The organism is Streptomyces sp. NPDC025721 (assembly GCF_055558595.1).
Genome location: NZ_JBVHMF010000011.1, coordinates 155,870 through 170,654, shown reverse-complemented (window position 1 = coordinate 170,654; position 14,785 = coordinate 155,870). Strand labels below are relative to the sequence as shown.

Below are 14,785 nucleotides of genomic sequence, written 5' to 3'. Positions count from 1 at the left end.
TCACCACCGGCACCAGGCCGGCACCAGGCCGGCAGCACCGATCCCCGCACCGGCCTCGACACCGGCCTCGACACCGACACCGATCCCCACGCCGACACCGCCGATCTTCTCCGAAGGAGGACGCACCGCCATGAGTTACGCGATCAAGCCGCGCCGGGTCACGTTCGACTGGAAGCAGACCCCTCTGCACTGGATTCCGGGCGAGCCGACCGCGACGCACGTCATCAATGTGCTGCATCTGCTGCTGCCCGCGGGGGAGCGGTGGTTCGTGAAGGTGTTCAAGGAGGCGCTTCCCTACGTCAGCGACGAGCAACTGCTCAAGGACGTCAAGGGGTTCATGGGCCAGGAGGCCACCCACAGCGTGCAGCACGCGTATGTGCTGGAGCACCTGGCCGAGCAGAATCTCGACACCAGCGGCTACACCAAGCACGTGGAGTGGATGTTCGACGTGCTGCTCGGCGAGAAGCCGCCGTGGGGCGCGCCGGTCACCCGGCGCGAGTGGCTGCGGTTCCGGCTGTCGCTGATCGCGGCGATCGAGCACTTCACCGCCGTCCTCGGCGACTGGATCCTGGACGCCGACGCGCTGGACGAGGTGGACACCGACGAGGTGATGCTGGACCTGCTGCGCTGGCACGGCGCGGAGGAGGTCGAGCACCGGGCGGTCGCGTTCGACATGTACCAGCACGTCGGCGGGGGCGGCGCGGGGCGGTATCTGCGGCGCGCGGAGGGCATGGCGTTCGCGTGGCCGACGCTGTTCTATCTGTGGGTGGTCGGGGCCCGCTACCTGATGCGGCACGACCCGGGGCTGGTCAAGGGCAAGTACCGGTTCAGGAACCACCGCGCCGCCGCCCGCCGCGGCCTGCTGCCGTCCTGGGCCGCGCTCAACGGGGCGATGCCCAGGTACCTGCGCCGGTCGTACCATCCGTCACAGGAGGGGTCGCTGAGCAAGGCCGTCGAGTATCTGGCCATGTCCCCCGCGGCCAGGGCCAGCGAAAGACCGGCGGGCCGCACCGCGGCCTCCTGACCACCGAGGAGTACGGAGGAGTGTGGGCGTGACCACCGCCGCCGAGCAGCGCGCGTACCGGATCGAGGACCTGTCCCATCTGAGCGGGACGACGGTCCGTACGATCCGCGCCTACACCGACCGCGGGCTGCTCCCGAAGCCGGAGCGCCGCGGCCGGGCCAATGTGTACGACGACACGCATCTGGCCCGGCTGCGGCAGATCGCCGATCTCCTGGAGCGCGGCTACACGCTGGCCAGCATCAAGGAGCTGCTGGCGGCGTGGGACGCGGGCACCGGCCTCGGCGGAGTGCTCGGCCTGGTCGGGGAGGTGGACCGGCCGTGGTCGGACGAGACGCCCGCGCGCATCAGCCTGGCCGAGCTGATCGAGGCGTTCGGCGGGACGGCGGATCTGACGGCCGTCGAGGAGGGCCTGCAACTGGGCATCCTGGAGCCGGTGCCGGGCAGCGACGAGGAATTCCTCGTACCGAGCCCCCAGGAGCTGGCGGTCGCCGCGGAGCTGCACGCCGCCGGTGTGCCGCTGCCCGCGATCACCGGCCATCTGCGGGAGCTGCGGGTCCAGGTCGAGCACATCTCGGAGCGGTTCCTGGAGTTCACCACGGAGTACGTCTTCGAGCGGTTCCTGCGCCACCCGCCGACCGACGAGGAGGCCGAGGAGGCTGCGGCCCTGGTCCGGCGGCTGCGCCCGCTGGCCCAGCAGACCGTGGACGCGGAGCTGGCACGCGCCATGCGGATGCTCGCCACCGAGCACGTACGCCGTCACCTCGGCGACGCCGTGCTCCCCGCGCCGCCGCCGCGCCCGGCCGCCGAGCCGCCCTCGCACGTCCCGGTGCCCCTCCCGGCGGCCACGGTCGCCGCGGTCCGGGAGCTGGTCGGGCCCGACCACGTACCGGAGTTCGTGACGGCCGCCGCCGACCGGGAGATCGCGGCCCGCCGCATGGACGCCCTGACCGACCGGCGCCCCGACGACCCGGCGCGCTGACCACCCGACGCACTGACCACCCGGCGCGCGGATCAGGCCAGTTGGGCGGGGGCCTCCAAGGCGATCCGCTCGAAGGCGGCTGGGTCGGTGTCGAAGTCGCTGTCGGGGATGGGCCAGTGGATGACCATCTCGTCGATCCCGGCCTCCGCGTGGCGGCCGGCGAAGTCCACGAAGGCGTCCACCGACTCCAGCGGGCGCCCCTGGTCAGGGGTGAAGCCGGTCAGCATCACCTTCGGCACCTTCAGCACGTCCCGCCCGGCCTGCGCGCACGCCGCACCCAGCCGTTCCACCTGCCCGCGTACCGCCGCCAGCGACTCCTCCGGCGTCCCCGTCTCGTACAGCGCCGGGTCCCCCGTCGTCACCCACGCCTGCCCGTACCGCGCGGCCAGCCGCATCCCCCGCGGTCCCGTCGCCGCCACCGCGAACGGAATCCTCGGCCGCTGCACACACCCCGGAATCGTCCGCGCCTCGTGCGCCGAGTAGAACTCCCCCTCGTACGACACCTGGCCGTTCGTCAACAGCCGGTCCAGCAGCCGTACGAACTCCCCGAACCGATCCGCCCGCTCCCGCGGCGACCACGGCTCCTGCCCCAGCGCCGTCGCGTCGAACCCGCTCCCCCCGGCGCCGATCCCCAGCGTCACCCGCCCCTCGCTCACGTCGTCGAGCGTCATCAAGTCCTTGGCGAGCGTGACCGGGTGCCGGAAATTCGGCGAGCCCAATCCATGTTCATACACTCGGTCCATGCGGCGACACGAGGCACACGAGACGACAATAACCCCAGGTGAACCAGCGGCTCTGTACTGCCGGATATCCCAGGCGGACGACGACGACCAGACCGGCGTCGACCGCCAGGAGCGCATCTGCCGGGAGATCGCCGAGCGTCGTGGGCTGGTCATCGATCCAAGCCACGTCTTCGTGGACAACAGCCGCTCGGCCTGGCACCGCAACCGCAAGCGGCCGGGCTGGGACCAGCTCCTCGAAAGCGCCCACCGCCGGGAGTTCCGGCACATCATCGCCTACCACCCCGACCGCCTCATGCGGCAGCCGCGAGACCTCGAAGAGCTCCTCCAGGTCTCGGACGACCACCAGATCCTGCTCCACGGCGAAGCCAACCGTCGGAACCTCTCCGACCCCGACGACCGCTTCATCCTGCGCATCGAGGTCGCCCACGCCTGCCGCTCCTCGGACGACACCTCGCGCCGCTTGAAGTCCGCCCTCAAGGAGCGGGCCGAGACGGGCCTCCCGCACTCCGGCAAGCGTCGCCTCGGGTACGAGGCGGACGGCATGACCATCCGCGAGGACGAGGCCGAGATCGTCCGCGAGGTCTTCGACCTCTACCTGAAGGGTCGGAGCCCGAGCGCCATCGCGCTCCTCCTCCACAAGCGCGGCATCAAGACCGTCTACGGCAAGGAATGGTCCCAGGGCACCGTCCGCGCTCTCCTCGACTCGCGGCACGTCGCCGGCATCCGCATGCACCAGGGCGAAGAGGTCGGTCCGGGCAAGTGGCCCGCGATCATCGAGCCGGGCATCTGGCAGGAGACCCGCACCCGACGGGAGTACCGGTCCGCCATCCACCAGACCAACCTGGAGCTGCGCCGCTTCTACCTGCTGCGTGGTGTGGTGATGTGCGGGCGCTGCGGCACCCTCATGTCCGGCACGAAGGTGGGCGCCGCGCCGTCGTATCTGTGCACTCGCCACAGCCGGAACGGCGACAAGACGTGCGTACGACGCATCGCCGCAGTGAAGCTGGAGGGCTTCGTCACGGACGCCGCCATCGATCTCCTGCGCAGGCTCACCGTCTCCGGCCAGCTCCCCTCCACGTCTTTGCCCGATGCGGCCTCCCGTTCCGTCGAGGCCGATCAGCAGCAGCTCGACGAACTGAACCAGATGTGGACCGCGAAGGAGATCACGACGGCGGAGTATCGCGGCATGCGCAAGGAGATCACCGATCGCATCGCCAAGGCTCAGCGACGCCTCGTGGTCCGGCCGATGAAGCTGCTGGAAGGGCTCACCGGCCCTGGGGCGGTCCAGGCATGGGAGGCCAAAGACATGACGGATGAGCGGCGCAACGCAGTGATGCGCTTTCTCTTCGCCGGAATCGTCATCGACGCATCGACCAAGCCCAGCGGTGTCTTCGACTGGGACCGGATCAGCATCGAGCAGAACAAGCTGTAGCGCGGCCTGCGGCTTCTATCACGGTTTTCCGGCCTGACCTAGCTCTCGATCGCGTGGGACTGTCGGCTCCGGCGCGGGAGCTCGGGGACCGGGTTTCTCCTGCTGACGAGTCGTGTCGATGGCGAGCGAGGAGGCGTGCGATGGATGCGGGAGCTGGTGGGGGCAGGGAGAGGGCGAGCCGAAGCTGCGGTGTTCCGGTCCGCCTTATAGCCCGGAAAATGCCGTCAGGCAAAACGCGTTTTCTGCGGATCATTGTTGTCATCCGCCGCTCGGAGGATGCCAGACCTCCGGCAGACGGCCCCCGGCCCAGTGGTGTTGGAGCACCACTCGCCGGAGCGCATGACGACCGCCCGCCCGCTCTATCCCCACGGCACACGGCCTGCCAGCTCGTGCCGCACCGAGGACACACCCATGCCCAAACCCCAACTGCGGCCTGCCGCGACCCAGCCCACTGCCCCCAGTCGCCGCCTGGTGACGGACGAGGCCCGGGACGCCGCGCTGGAACGCGTCTGCGCCGGCTTCGTCACGACGATCAGCCCTCGCAGCGCCGCCCGGCTCGCGGACCTGCTCTCCCGCTCGACCTACGTCCAGGCCGCCTGAACAGGCCCGGACAAGGGAGAGGCCCCTGGCGTTGAAGCGCCAAGGGCCAAAAGGACTCCCGGACGACCGCCCTAAACGATCTACCCCGACGCCGTTGGCCTGCCAGCGATACGGCGTCGAGTGAGGAAGTTCCGTGTACCAGCCTACGTCTCGACTGTCGCGAGCCGCGCCTCCGCAGCCCTCGTGCGCCCGGCAGCGGCCACTTGCACCGCCGGTCAGCCAGAGCGCCGGAAGTGTGGCCGTTGGAGCCTCGGTGAGCCGCTGCCCCGGCAGTGCTGACCGGCGTGAACGGACGTCGGTGCCGGCTACCTCCTGCTGCCTGATGCGTGATCAATTTCTTTCGCGCACCGGGCGATTTGGCCTGCTTTGCGTGGTACGTTCTGTCACCGACGAACTTAATAGGGTGACCCCGGCAGCGCGCCAACGCTCCGGGGTCCGGCACAAGGAGTCCTACCTCCTGATGCGAATTCATCGTAGCCGCCATGCGCGCGGCTTCACGGTCCTGCCCAACACGCTGCTGCAAGACCGGCGGCTGTCCTACACCGCCCGCGGCCTGCTGGCCGACCTCCTCTCCCGGCCCGATGGCTGGTCGGAGGACGGTCGGCGGATGGCCGACACCAGCCCGCAGGGCCGCCTCACCGTGGCGAAGGCCCTGCGGGAGCTGACCGCCGCCGGTTACTACCGGGTCGAGCGGGTACGGCGCGGCGACGGCACGTTCGTCAGCGAGGCCCACGTGTACGACACCCCGCAGGTGGGACCGAGTGCCGTACGTCCGGGCTCCGGTCGATCGGCCGACGGCGCGCGTGCCGCCCACCCTGTAAAGGACCGTGGGAAAGAACCCACCCTCCCCGGGCAACGGTCACGTCCCGCCGAGGACCGTCCCGCAACGGGTGAGGGCGGGCGGGGGAAGCCGCCCATGATCCAGCCCGACGGGATCGGCACGACAGGTCCGGCCGACGCCGCTGTCGGCGAAGCGGTCTCCACGCTGTTCCGAGTGTTGCGGCCCGAGCCGCGCCTGCGGCTCGGCACGGTCGAGGCCATGGCCCTGGCACCGCTGGTCACCCCATGGCTGGAGCGCGGCTACGGCCAGCGCGACCTGGCCGAAGCGCTCCTCGGCGGGTTGCCCGCCCGCGTCCACAGCGCCCCGGCGATCCTGCGCGACCGCCTCACCCGCAAGCTCCCCCCGGCAACAGAACCAGCCGTCCCCGCCAAGCCCCGGTGGTCCGAGTGCGGCACCTGCGCCCGCCCGATCCCGCACGAAGGGATCTGCCGCACCTGCGCGGGCTTGGCCAACGACCCCAACGAAACAGGAGCACGCGCGAGCGTCTCTGCCCGTGGCAGGGCCAGGGTCCGTGCCGCCCTTCAGGCCGACGCGGCTGGGCTCCTTCCCTCCAGAGCCTGATCTCCACCAGCGCACCGTCCACCGTCGCCGCACGCAGCGGTCGACGAGCCGCCGTGTATCCACGTCCACACCCCGCTCGGCACCGGTAGCGACCGACTGCCCGGCGCTCACCTGCGGCGACACCCCCAGGTACGCCCTCACCCCCCTGCCTTCCTCCGGCATGCCCCGGGGCACCCCGTGATCAGCCCGTCCCTGACTGGAGCCTTCATGCGCACCACCGCAACACCGCCTCCTGCCCACCCGGTCCCGGCGGTCGAGCCCGCCTCCGCCCGCCGTACGACCTGGTGGGATCCGCTCGCGCTGATCGTGCTCGGCCTGGCCGGCGGCGCGCTGTCGTACGACGCCCTGCGGCAGATGGCCGTCGCGGTCCATATCCGTCCGCACCTGGCCTACCTGTTCCCGCTGGTCGTCGACGGGTTCATCGCATACGGCGTCCGTGCCCTCCTCGTCCTGCGCGACGCGCCCTGGCCTGCCCGCGCCTACGCCTGGACCCTGTTCGGCGCGGCCACCGCGGCCAGCCTGTGGGCTAACGCCGTGCACGCCGTCCGCCTCAACCAGCCCGGCGTCCGCACCTTGACCCTCGGCGATCACACCGTGGCCGTCCTGTCGGCAATAGCACCGCTTGCCCTGGCCGGAGCCACGCACATGCACATCCTCATCGGCCGCCAGAGCAGCAGCCGCCGCACGGCCGCCGGAACTCCCACCATGGTTCCGGCGGCCCCGGCCATGATTCCGGCCGAGGAGCGGGCAACTCCTTCGACAGACGACTCGGCGCGGCGGCCCACGGTCGAGCCCGACGCGGCGGCCGGAACCGTGCACGGGACAGAACCGAACGCAGCAGGCATCACCGGCCAGGCTGAAGCGTCCACCCCGGTCGACGAGGAAAGCCCTGGCCAGCAGGCGAACGGCAGTTCCGGCGAGCCCTCGCGGACCGGGCGTGGCGGGCGCAAGGCGGAGGCGTCGATCGAGCAGCTCGCCGACATCATCAGCCAGACCTATCCGGATTCCGGCCAGGTCACCCGCGCCATGGCCCGCCAGGCCATCGAAACCCGAGGAATCTCGGCCGGAAACGAGCGCGTAGCCGAGGCACTCAAGTCGCTCCAGCCCAGTGACGAAGCCCGATCCCACCCCGGCACTGACTGAACCGGCCGGGGGCGGCCCGACGTCGGCTGCCCCCGGCCGGAGGCCGGACGGCCCGCCCCGCGCCGGGGATCCCCGCAACGTCGCTCGCGCGCCCCCGCCCGGCCGCTGTGCTCCGCCTCCGTAACGCTCGATGAACCCCGGAGAACCGCATGTCCCGCCACCACGACGCCAACGATCACGCAGGCGAGGAGCGCACTCCGCCAAGTACACTGACCTGCAACGGAGCAGCCAGCCCCCAGCCTTGCGGGGGAGCAAGCTTGGGCATCCGTGCCACCGTTGGCGGCACGGATGCGAGTGCCTCCGCCGCGGGGGTGGCGGAGGAGGGTCCGGCGGGGGCGCCGGACCTAGACGTCACGGCCGGAGGCAGCTGCGACTCGGACAAGCTCACGTCCGCGCAGCCGTTCGTCACGCCGCGCGCCGACACCGATCAGCTGAACACACCCGAGCCCAACGCCCAAGCCGATCCCGATGCCGACCGCGTCGCCCTCGCCGTGTTCCTCCACGATGGCGTCGCCGCCCTGGACCGCCCGCGCCTGTCCGTCGATCACCCCGACAGCGGTCCGATGAAGCCCAGGCGCCTGCGCCCACGCGGTGCTGAACCGCGTGATCGGCACCGCTCCACCCGGTTCGCCGCCTCCGAGATAACGATCGTCGAGCAGGCGGTCGCCGAACGCGGGCCGTCATTCTCCGGCTTCGTCGCGGACGCAGCGGTCGCGGTCGCCGCCAATCGCATCGCGGCCCTCCTCCCGCGCGAGCGTGCCCTGCAGGCGCTCGGCGAAGAGCTCGGCCGCGCCCTGTACGCGCTCGGCAAGGTGGGCAACAACCTCAACCAGCTCGTCCGGCACGGTCACATGGGCGTCCTCGTGGAGCCGGAACGGGTCGAGGGCACCCTGGCACGGCTGGACGACATCCTGGCCGAGATCCACGAGGTGACCCTGCGCCTGAACGACGCGGCCTGATGGTCCCCGACATCCAGCGGAAGCTGGGCTCCGACAGCCGGGGCCTGCTCGGCTACCTCTACGGTCCCGGCAAGCAGGACGAGCACCTCGACCCGCATCTCGTCGGAGCCTGGCTCGACCGAGGCGTGCCCGATCCCGGCCGCGACGAGCACGCGACACTCACCCGGCTCGCCGACCTGCTGGATGTACCGGTCAACCGGCACCGCACCGAGGGCCGTTCACGCAAGGGCGGGCACGTATGGCACTGCCCGGTACGTACCGCGCCAGGCGACCGCGAACTGTCCGACGCGGAGTGGGGCGAGGTCGCACGGCGGATCGTGCACGCCACCGGAATCGCCCCTGACGGCGACGAGATGGCCTGCCGGTGGATCGCGGTCCGCCACGCCGCCGACCACATCCACATCATGGCCACCTACGTACGCGAGGACGGCCGCGCGCCCCGAGACCACGGCGCAGCCCAGCGCGCCCAGGACGAGTGCCGCAAGCTGGAACGCGAACTCGGCCTGCGGCGCCTGAAGTCCGGCGACAGGACCGCCTCCCGCCAGCCCTCCAGCGCAGAGAAGTACAAGGCGGAGCGGCACGGCTGGGAGCAGTCGTCGCGAGAGTGGCTGCGGGAACAGATCCGCACCGCTCTCGCCCATGCCACCACGCCCGAGGGGTTCTTCGACCTGCTGGAGACCGGCCTCGGGGTGAACGTCCACATCCGCCGGTTCACCGAGTCAGGAGACATCGCCGGCTACAAGGTCAACCGACCCGGCGACGTCAACAGGGACGGCAAGCCCGTCTGGTTCGCCGCCTCCGACCTGGCCAAGGACCTGTCCTGGCCCCAGGTGAGCGAACGCCTGGCCGCGAACCCGGCCCCGGAAGAGCATCCGACCGCACGACGCACCCGCCCCGAACACCCGCTGTTCGCCTACGCCGACGCCATCGACACCCACCTCATCCCCGCCCTCGCCGACGACGCCGGAGACGACGGCTCCGCCCAGGCGCACATCGTCGCCTTCCACGAAAGCCTTACCGTCCTCGTCCGGAAGGTCCCTCCCGAGCTACGGCAGCAACTCCGAGAGGCGGAACGGGCTCTCGCGCGGGCCACCGTCTCCCAGGCCAAAGCGGAGCACCAGGCCACCCGCGAGTTCCGCAAGTCCACCCGCGACCTCGTCTACCTCGCCACCAGCGGCACCATCCCGGGCGAGGGCGCCATCGCCGTCGCGCTGGCCGCAACGATCTTCGCCGTCCAGCTCATCCAGCAATGGCACACCCGACGCCACCACCAACAGCAAGCCGACGCCGCCCGCCAGACCGTCACCGACCTCCAGCAGGCGGCCGCCCACGCCGCACAACGCCCCCTCGCCGCCCTGACCCAGCACGCACCCCCCACCCGGCACCGAACACGGCTTCGCCCGCGACCTGGCCGCCGCCGTACCCGAGCACGCCACGCGCATCGCCGCCGATCCGCAGTGGGCCGCCCTGGCCGGAGCCCTGACCGAAGCCGCCCAACGCGGACACGACCCCCGCCAACTCCTGCGCCAGGCAGCCCGCCAACGCGAACTCGACACCGCCCGCAGCCCCGCCACCGTCCTCGCCCTACGCATCCAACGCCTCGGCCACCAACCCATCCCCAACCCCCGCGCGGCAGCAGCCCGCATGCGCACAACAGCCCACCACGCCAACCCCCCAACGCAGGAGCACACCCCACCGCCCGCCACCACTTCGTCACAACCCCGAGGAGGACCCCACCACCGCTGACCTCAACGCCGTCCACCGCACCCAGCAAAGGAACGATCTGCATGAGTAACATCGACGACGCCCGGCCCGTGACCAACGTGAACTCCGCGGTCCACGCCCGCGCACCCATCTGGCTCACCGACCCCGAGACGCGCGCCCGGATATGCGCCGCTACGGACGAGCTCGTCGCCCAGATCTATTGGGCGGTACAAGACGAGGTGACCTTCCTGGAGGCTCTCGACGCCCTCGCCGTATCGACCTGCGACGACCTGAAGCTGGACCGCTCCTTCGCCCCCCTGATCCAGGCGCGGGCAGCGGTCTTCGCAGCTCAGTGGGGGGCGGAGTACGAGAAGCCCGTCGACCCGCTCAGCGACGACTTCCTCCAGAACATCGCCGTCTTTGAGAACTACCCGGTCCCAGTCCAGGCCAAGCTGCTCGACTCCTACGAAGACCACGGGGAGTGGCAGGAGCTGTCCGCGCCCGAATCCGCCGGATAAGGCGGAAGGGCCGTTGGAAGGGGTGCGGCTGATTGCCGTGCCTGTTCCACCTGGCTGGCCCGACGTAAATCCTCTGGCGTGTCCACGGCTATGCCTTCATCGGCGACGAGCACCGTTCGGACTTCGTAGCCGTGCTCGATGAAGCGCAACATCTCCACGCCCTCGGCTCTTTCCAGCGGCCCCTGCGGTAGGGAGCGAAACGTTCGCAGGGCCTCCGGGGTGAAGCCGTACAGGCCGAGTTGCCGAAGGTACGTCGGGTAGGCGTCGCGGGGATACGGGAGCGGCTGCCGGGAGAACATCAGGGCATTGCCCGACGTGGTCGTGACCGCCTTGACGACGTTGCGGTCGATCACGGCTGCCGGCGCGTGAAGTTCCGCGCAGGCGTTGACGACGAACAAGTCCGATGGCGATTCGGCCAGAGCCAGCGACACCGCGTCGATGGCATCAGGGCTGATGAAGGGCTCGTCGCCCTGGACGTTGATGAAGGCGTCGGCCTCCAGATGCTGGACGCATTCGGCTACCCGGTCAGTCCCGGTGGCGTGTTCGCCGGTCATCAGGCAGCGAATGCCGAGATCGTCACAAGCCGCACGGATGCGGTCGTCGTCCGTCGCCACCACGGCCTCGGTGATGGTGCGGGCTTCGAGGCAGCGTTGGTGGACGTGCCACAGCAGCGGGTACCCGCCCAAGAGTGCGAGAGGTTTCCCGGGAAACCTGGAGGCGCCCCAGCGACAGGGAACCACCGCGATGTGGCGTGGCCGAGACGGCTGGCGTAGTGCGGGGGGCATGGCGCGGCTCCTATTGCTGAGGTGGCTGGAGGAGGGTGCGACGACCAGTGGCGTCGCCGGCGCTTGAGCGGGGACGGTCGTTGATCCGGCGGAAGCGACTGTCCAAGCGGCCCTGTCGGTGATCGCCGTCAAGAGGCGCCGGGCTTTCCGTCAGGCGGCTTGGCGGGCGATACGACGGGCAATGTGCTGCAGTTGCGCACCCATACCGGCTGCGAGGTCGACCGTCGGCTTCCACCCGAGGTAGGTGAGTGCCCGCGAGCTGTCGGCCCGTGTCACGGGGACGTCTCCGTTGCGGGTGGTGAAGTACTCGACCGAGACGGTGCGGCCGGTCAGCTGCTCGGCGAGCTGGATCACCTCGGCGAGGGAGGCGTTCGTCCCACCGCCGACGTTGACCACGCCGGTGTCGTCCGACGCTGTTGCCGCGGCCAACGTGGCCGACACGGCGTCATCGATGTAAGTGAAGTCGCGCCGCTGGTTCCCGTCGCCGTAGACACGGAGCGGGGTGCCGGAGAAGGCCGCGTACAGCGCCCGGTGGATGAACATGTCCGCGCGCTGCCGGGGCCCGTAGACGGTGAAGTACCGGAGGGCCAACACGGTGGTGTGGCAGTCGGGCCGGGCCGCGTGCGCGAGGCAGAGCTGCTCCTCGGCCAGTTTGGTGACCGCGTACGGCGACGCCGGGTGCGGGTGGTCGGTCTCCAGGCTTGCCTGTGCCTCCGTGGGGCCGTAGACGCTGGATGAGGAAGCCACCACGACGCGCGGGACACCGAGCCGGGTGGCGGCATCCATCACGCGTTGTGCGGCGAGGATGTTGCACTGCACGTAGGTGCTGAACTGAGGTCCCCAGGACGGCCGGACGCCCGGCATCCCGGCGAGGTGGAAGACGACGTCGGCATCGAGCAGTACCGGTTCGACGGCACAGGTCAGCAGGTCAGTGGTCACGGGCACGAAGCCGGGTTGGCCGATCAGCGGGGCCAGGTTGGCGGCAGCCGACTGGTCGCTGGTCTCGTCGCGCCGGTCGACACCGATGACGGTAGTGCCTTGCTCCAACAACGCGCGCACGAGGTGGGAGCCGATGAACCCGGCAGAGCCGGTGACCACGGCGCGGCGGATGTGTCGTCTCGGCGGTCCGGGCCGGGCAGTTCCGGTCATCTCATCCTCCAGATGAGTGAGGTAAGAATCAGGCAAGGCGGTTCAGAAGCGCGCGTCCGTGCGCGGTGCACGTCCGCGGACCGCAGACCATGCCGTCGACGTTCCACTGCGCTTGGCCGTGTCGTAGGAGGACGACCTCCGAGGTGATCATTCGGTGCCCTCGCGCTTCGTGTGACGGGAAGGGGAAGCACCGAAGCTCGGGATCCCGTGCCGGTAGCCGCCTCTGCCGAGGTACGGCGCGGTGAGAATGCCGTGCAGGCGCATGCAGACGGCGAGCCGCTCCATGTCCGTCTGGCCGAGACTTTCGTGGTGGGAGGAAGCGGCGCGGTTGTACTGGTCGAGGGCTTCGCGGACAGCGGTCGTGGGGAGTGGGCCGTGCGTCATGGTGAGCGTGACGATCAGCTTGGCGAGGTCGTAGCCGAAGGGTGCGAGGGTGAGGTCGTCGACGTCGATCGTGACGATGGCGTCCGCCGTGATGAGGAAGTTGCGGGGGTTCGCGTCCTTGTAGAAGGCTGCGGGGCCGGTGAGCGAGGAAGTCAGGAGGTCCTGGGCGGCGTCGAGGTCGGCCTCGCTCGGAAGGAACCCGGCCGAGTGGCGTGCGGCCAAGGCCCGCCTGCGCGACGTTGGGTAGTCCGCCAGCGCCACGCCCTGGCCGGGCGTGTGCGGAGCGTCGAGCCGAGCGCGGTGCAGGTCGTCCACCCAGACGGCTCCGTGCACGTCTCCCATGTGAGCTGCGATTCGGGGCAGGTCCGCGGGCTCGGCGTGCCGACCCTCGATGAATTCGAAGACAAGGCTGGTGGGACCGACCGCACGAAGAGCCGGCAGCAGCAGAGGAGCCGCATGCTGCGCAAGCCAGGTGTAGTTGCGCACGGCGGTCTGGCAGCGCTCCGCACTGGTGTAGCGCTTGGTGTATCGGCTTGTCATCGGCGAACTCTCGGTGGACGGGCGACGACGTAGGTGACGACCGAGCTGGCGGCCACAGGGACGTCGGGAAGCCTGAGCCGGAGGGCCTCAGAGATGGCCTCCACATCACTGCTCAGGCCCGGCGGCAGGTGGTACTTGGGACTGGTCGCAAGGTAGGCGGCCACGTGGGCTAGGTCCGTGAACCGGAAACAGTGCTCCTCGTGCTCGACGTGCAAGACATCGAAGGCGTCGGCCGCCAGCGAAGCGATGTTGCCGCTGTGCGCCGCGGCGTAGAGGCTCTCGCGGTGAAGCGCGTCCGGATCAAGTCCGGCGGAGACCACGAGCGAGTCCAGTTCGCGGTAACTGTCCGCGCTCTTCGTCACCAGGATCACGACCCCTCGGCGACCGAGGACACGTGCGAACTCGGCGAGCACCTGCGGAGGGCGGGACGAATGGTAGAGACAGAAGGCAGCGCTGACCAGGTCGTACGTGCCCGCCTTCAGCGGGAGGTGATGGAAGTCGGCCTGTACGAAGTCGGTCTTCGAGCCAGAGGTCGTGCCGACCCGTTCGCGCGCCGTGGCGACCATCGCGCGTGAGGCGTCGACGGCGGTCAGCCGACTCGGGCAGAGCCGCTCGACGAGGACTTGGCTGCTCGTTCCCCGACCGCAGCCGATGTCCGCCACCACGCGCACGGGAGTGTCCGCCGACGAGTGCTCGACGGCCAACTGCGCGATGGTGACGGGTACGGAGCGACCCGAGACCTTCGCGAGGCCCAACGCCGACGTACGCGCGGCAAGGCGGTCGGCGCCGCCGTACAGCGACTCCAGGGACGGAGCCAGGAAGGGGTTGTCGGAGCCGTTCACCGCCTTGACCTCCCAGATCGGTAGGTGGCGGTACGGGGAATTGTCAGCGCATGTGGTCGGCCGAGACTTCGCTTAGCCATCGGCCTGCGTGTCGACGACCGGTGAGCAGCACTACGTCGGCGTGGCCGACAGCGAACTCCTCGATCTTCGCCAGCACGCGCGGCCTCATCTTGCGCCGGTAGGTAGCGACGTACTTGATCACGCCCCACGTGACCCGGTTGTGGACGCCGTTTCCCTTGTGACCCGCTCCATGTCGGAGTTGCCGCGAGACGATGCCCCACAGAGCGGCGAGGGTGGACACGTCCATGAGCACGACGGTGTCGCAGGCTTCGAGCCGGATCGACAGCGTGGAGTTGTAGTTGCCGTCGATCACCCAACGCGACTCGGCCACGAGGGTGTGCTGGGCGGCGGCGAACTTCTCCGCCGGGAGCGCGTTCCACTCGTCGTCGAAGTAGACCGCGTCCAGGTGCGTCACCGGGGCCCGCAGCGCCGCTCCGAGATGACGGGCCAGGTGGGATTTGCCGCTGCCTCCGCAGCCGACGATGGCGACCTTCTGCATGGTGCTCCACGGTAGAGGGGTT

14 protein-coding genes and 1 pseudogene are annotated in these 14,785 nt (G+C 70.1%); 8 read left to right on the top strand and 7 right to left on the bottom strand.

Annotated elements, in window-relative coordinates; genetic code table 11:
• The gene (locus tag ACZ4EF_RS18135) at positions 1-132 is read right to left on the bottom strand and encodes a hypothetical protein (RefSeq protein ID WP_467505299.1); all 132 of its coding nucleotides are present in this window, start codon (positions 130-132) and stop codon (positions 1-3) included.
• On the opposite strand from ACZ4EF_RS18135, the gene ACZ4EF_RS18130 reads away from it, so the two are divergent.
• Together ACZ4EF_RS18130 and ACZ4EF_RS18125 are read left to right on the top strand one after the other, a co-directional pair.
• Complete coding sequence (locus ACZ4EF_RS18130; RefSeq protein ID WP_391158904.1) at positions 131-1,024, top strand: metal-dependent hydrolase; 894 nt, start codon at positions 131-133, stop codon at positions 1,022-1,024. The two genes, ACZ4EF_RS18135 and ACZ4EF_RS18130, sit on opposite strands and share 2 nt — an antisense overlap.
• Positions 1,025-1,052: 28 nt before the next feature.
• The gene (locus tag ACZ4EF_RS18125) at positions 1,053-2,003 is read left to right on the top strand and encodes a MerR family transcriptional regulator (protein ID WP_391158902.1); all 951 of its coding nucleotides are present in this window, start codon (positions 1,053-1,055) and stop codon (positions 2,001-2,003) included.
• A gap of 32 nt (positions 2,004-2,035) precedes the next feature.
• Here the strand turns inward: ACZ4EF_RS18125 and ACZ4EF_RS18120 are convergent.
• Positions 2,036-2,716 (bottom strand): annotated as a pseudogene (locus ACZ4EF_RS18120) (LLM class flavin-dependent oxidoreductase); the annotation flags it as partial.
• A 28-nt stretch (positions 2,717-2,744) separates the two neighbouring features.
• On the opposite strand from ACZ4EF_RS18120, the gene ACZ4EF_RS18115 reads away from it, so the two are divergent.
• The 6 genes from ACZ4EF_RS18115 (at position 2,745) to ACZ4EF_RS18090 (ending at position 10,504) form a co-directional block, all read left to right on the top strand.
• The gene (locus ACZ4EF_RS18115) at positions 2,745-4,178 is read left to right on the top strand and encodes a recombinase family protein (RefSeq protein ID WP_467505296.1); all 1,434 of its coding nucleotides are present in this window, start codon (positions 2,745-2,747) and stop codon (positions 4,176-4,178) included.
• 411 nt (positions 4,179-4,589) lie between these two features.
• Positions 4,590-4,778 carry a hypothetical protein gene (locus ACZ4EF_RS18110; protein ID WP_467505294.1) on the top strand — a complete coding sequence of 63 codons (189 nt, stop codon included), beginning with the start codon at positions 4,590-4,592 and terminating at the stop codon, positions 4,776-4,778.
• Between the two features lie 460 nt (positions 4,779-5,238).
• Positions 5,239-6,180: a hypothetical protein gene (locus tag ACZ4EF_RS18105; protein ID WP_467505292.1), complete on the top strand. Its 942-nt coding sequence runs from the start codon at positions 5,239-5,241 to the stop codon at positions 6,178-6,180.
• 207 nt (positions 6,181-6,387) lie between these two features.
• Positions 6,388-7,323 (top strand): DUF2637 domain-containing protein, encoded by a 936-nt coding sequence (locus tag ACZ4EF_RS18100; protein ID WP_467505290.1) that lies wholly within the window; start codon positions 6,388-6,390, stop codon positions 7,321-7,323.
• A 257-nt stretch (positions 7,324-7,580) separates the two neighbouring features.
• Positions 7,581-8,282 (top strand): MobC domain-containing protein, encoded by a 702-nt coding sequence (locus ACZ4EF_RS18095; protein WP_467505288.1) that lies wholly within the window; start codon positions 7,581-7,583, stop codon positions 8,280-8,282.
• Positions 8,282-10,504, top strand: a complete 2,223-nt coding sequence (locus ACZ4EF_RS18090) for a mobilization protein (protein WP_467505286.1) — start codon at positions 8,282-8,284, stop codon at positions 10,502-10,504. Before ACZ4EF_RS18095 ends, ACZ4EF_RS18090 begins: the two co-directional genes overlap by 1 nt.
• On the opposite strand, the gene ACZ4EF_RS18085 is transcribed toward ACZ4EF_RS18090, so the two are convergent.
• The 5 genes from ACZ4EF_RS18085 to ACZ4EF_RS18065 all read right to left on the bottom strand — a co-directional run bounded on the left by ACZ4EF_RS18085 (position 10,450) and on the right by ACZ4EF_RS18065 (position 14,763).
• On the bottom strand, positions 10,450-11,289 hold the full coding sequence (locus ACZ4EF_RS18085) for a 3-deoxy-manno-octulosonate cytidylyltransferase (RefSeq protein WP_467505284.1): 840 nt from the start codon (positions 11,287-11,289) through the stop codon (positions 10,450-10,452). The two genes, ACZ4EF_RS18090 and ACZ4EF_RS18085, sit on opposite strands and share 55 nt — an antisense overlap.
• Positions 11,290-11,439: 150 nt before the next feature.
• Positions 11,440-12,438 (bottom strand): NAD-dependent epimerase/dehydratase family protein, encoded by a 999-nt coding sequence (locus ACZ4EF_RS18080; protein WP_467505282.1) that lies wholly within the window; start codon positions 12,436-12,438, stop codon positions 11,440-11,442.
• A gap of 147 nt (positions 12,439-12,585) precedes the next feature.
• Complete coding sequence (locus tag ACZ4EF_RS18075) at positions 12,586-13,362, bottom strand: phosphotransferase (RefSeq protein ID WP_467505280.1); 777 nt, start codon at positions 13,360-13,362, stop codon at positions 12,586-12,588.
• The gene (locus ACZ4EF_RS18070) at positions 13,359-14,204 is read right to left on the bottom strand and encodes a class I SAM-dependent methyltransferase (protein WP_467505278.1); all 846 of its coding nucleotides are present in this window, start codon (positions 14,202-14,204) and stop codon (positions 13,359-13,361) included. The genes ACZ4EF_RS18075 and ACZ4EF_RS18070 overlap by 4 nt, the downstream gene beginning before the upstream one ends.
• Before the next feature lie 43 nt (positions 14,205-14,247).
• On the bottom strand, positions 14,248-14,763 hold the full coding sequence (locus ACZ4EF_RS18065; protein WP_467505276.1) for a P-loop NTPase family protein: 516 nt from the start codon (positions 14,761-14,763) through the stop codon (positions 14,248-14,250).
• Positions 14,764-14,785 lie beyond the last annotated feature (22 nt).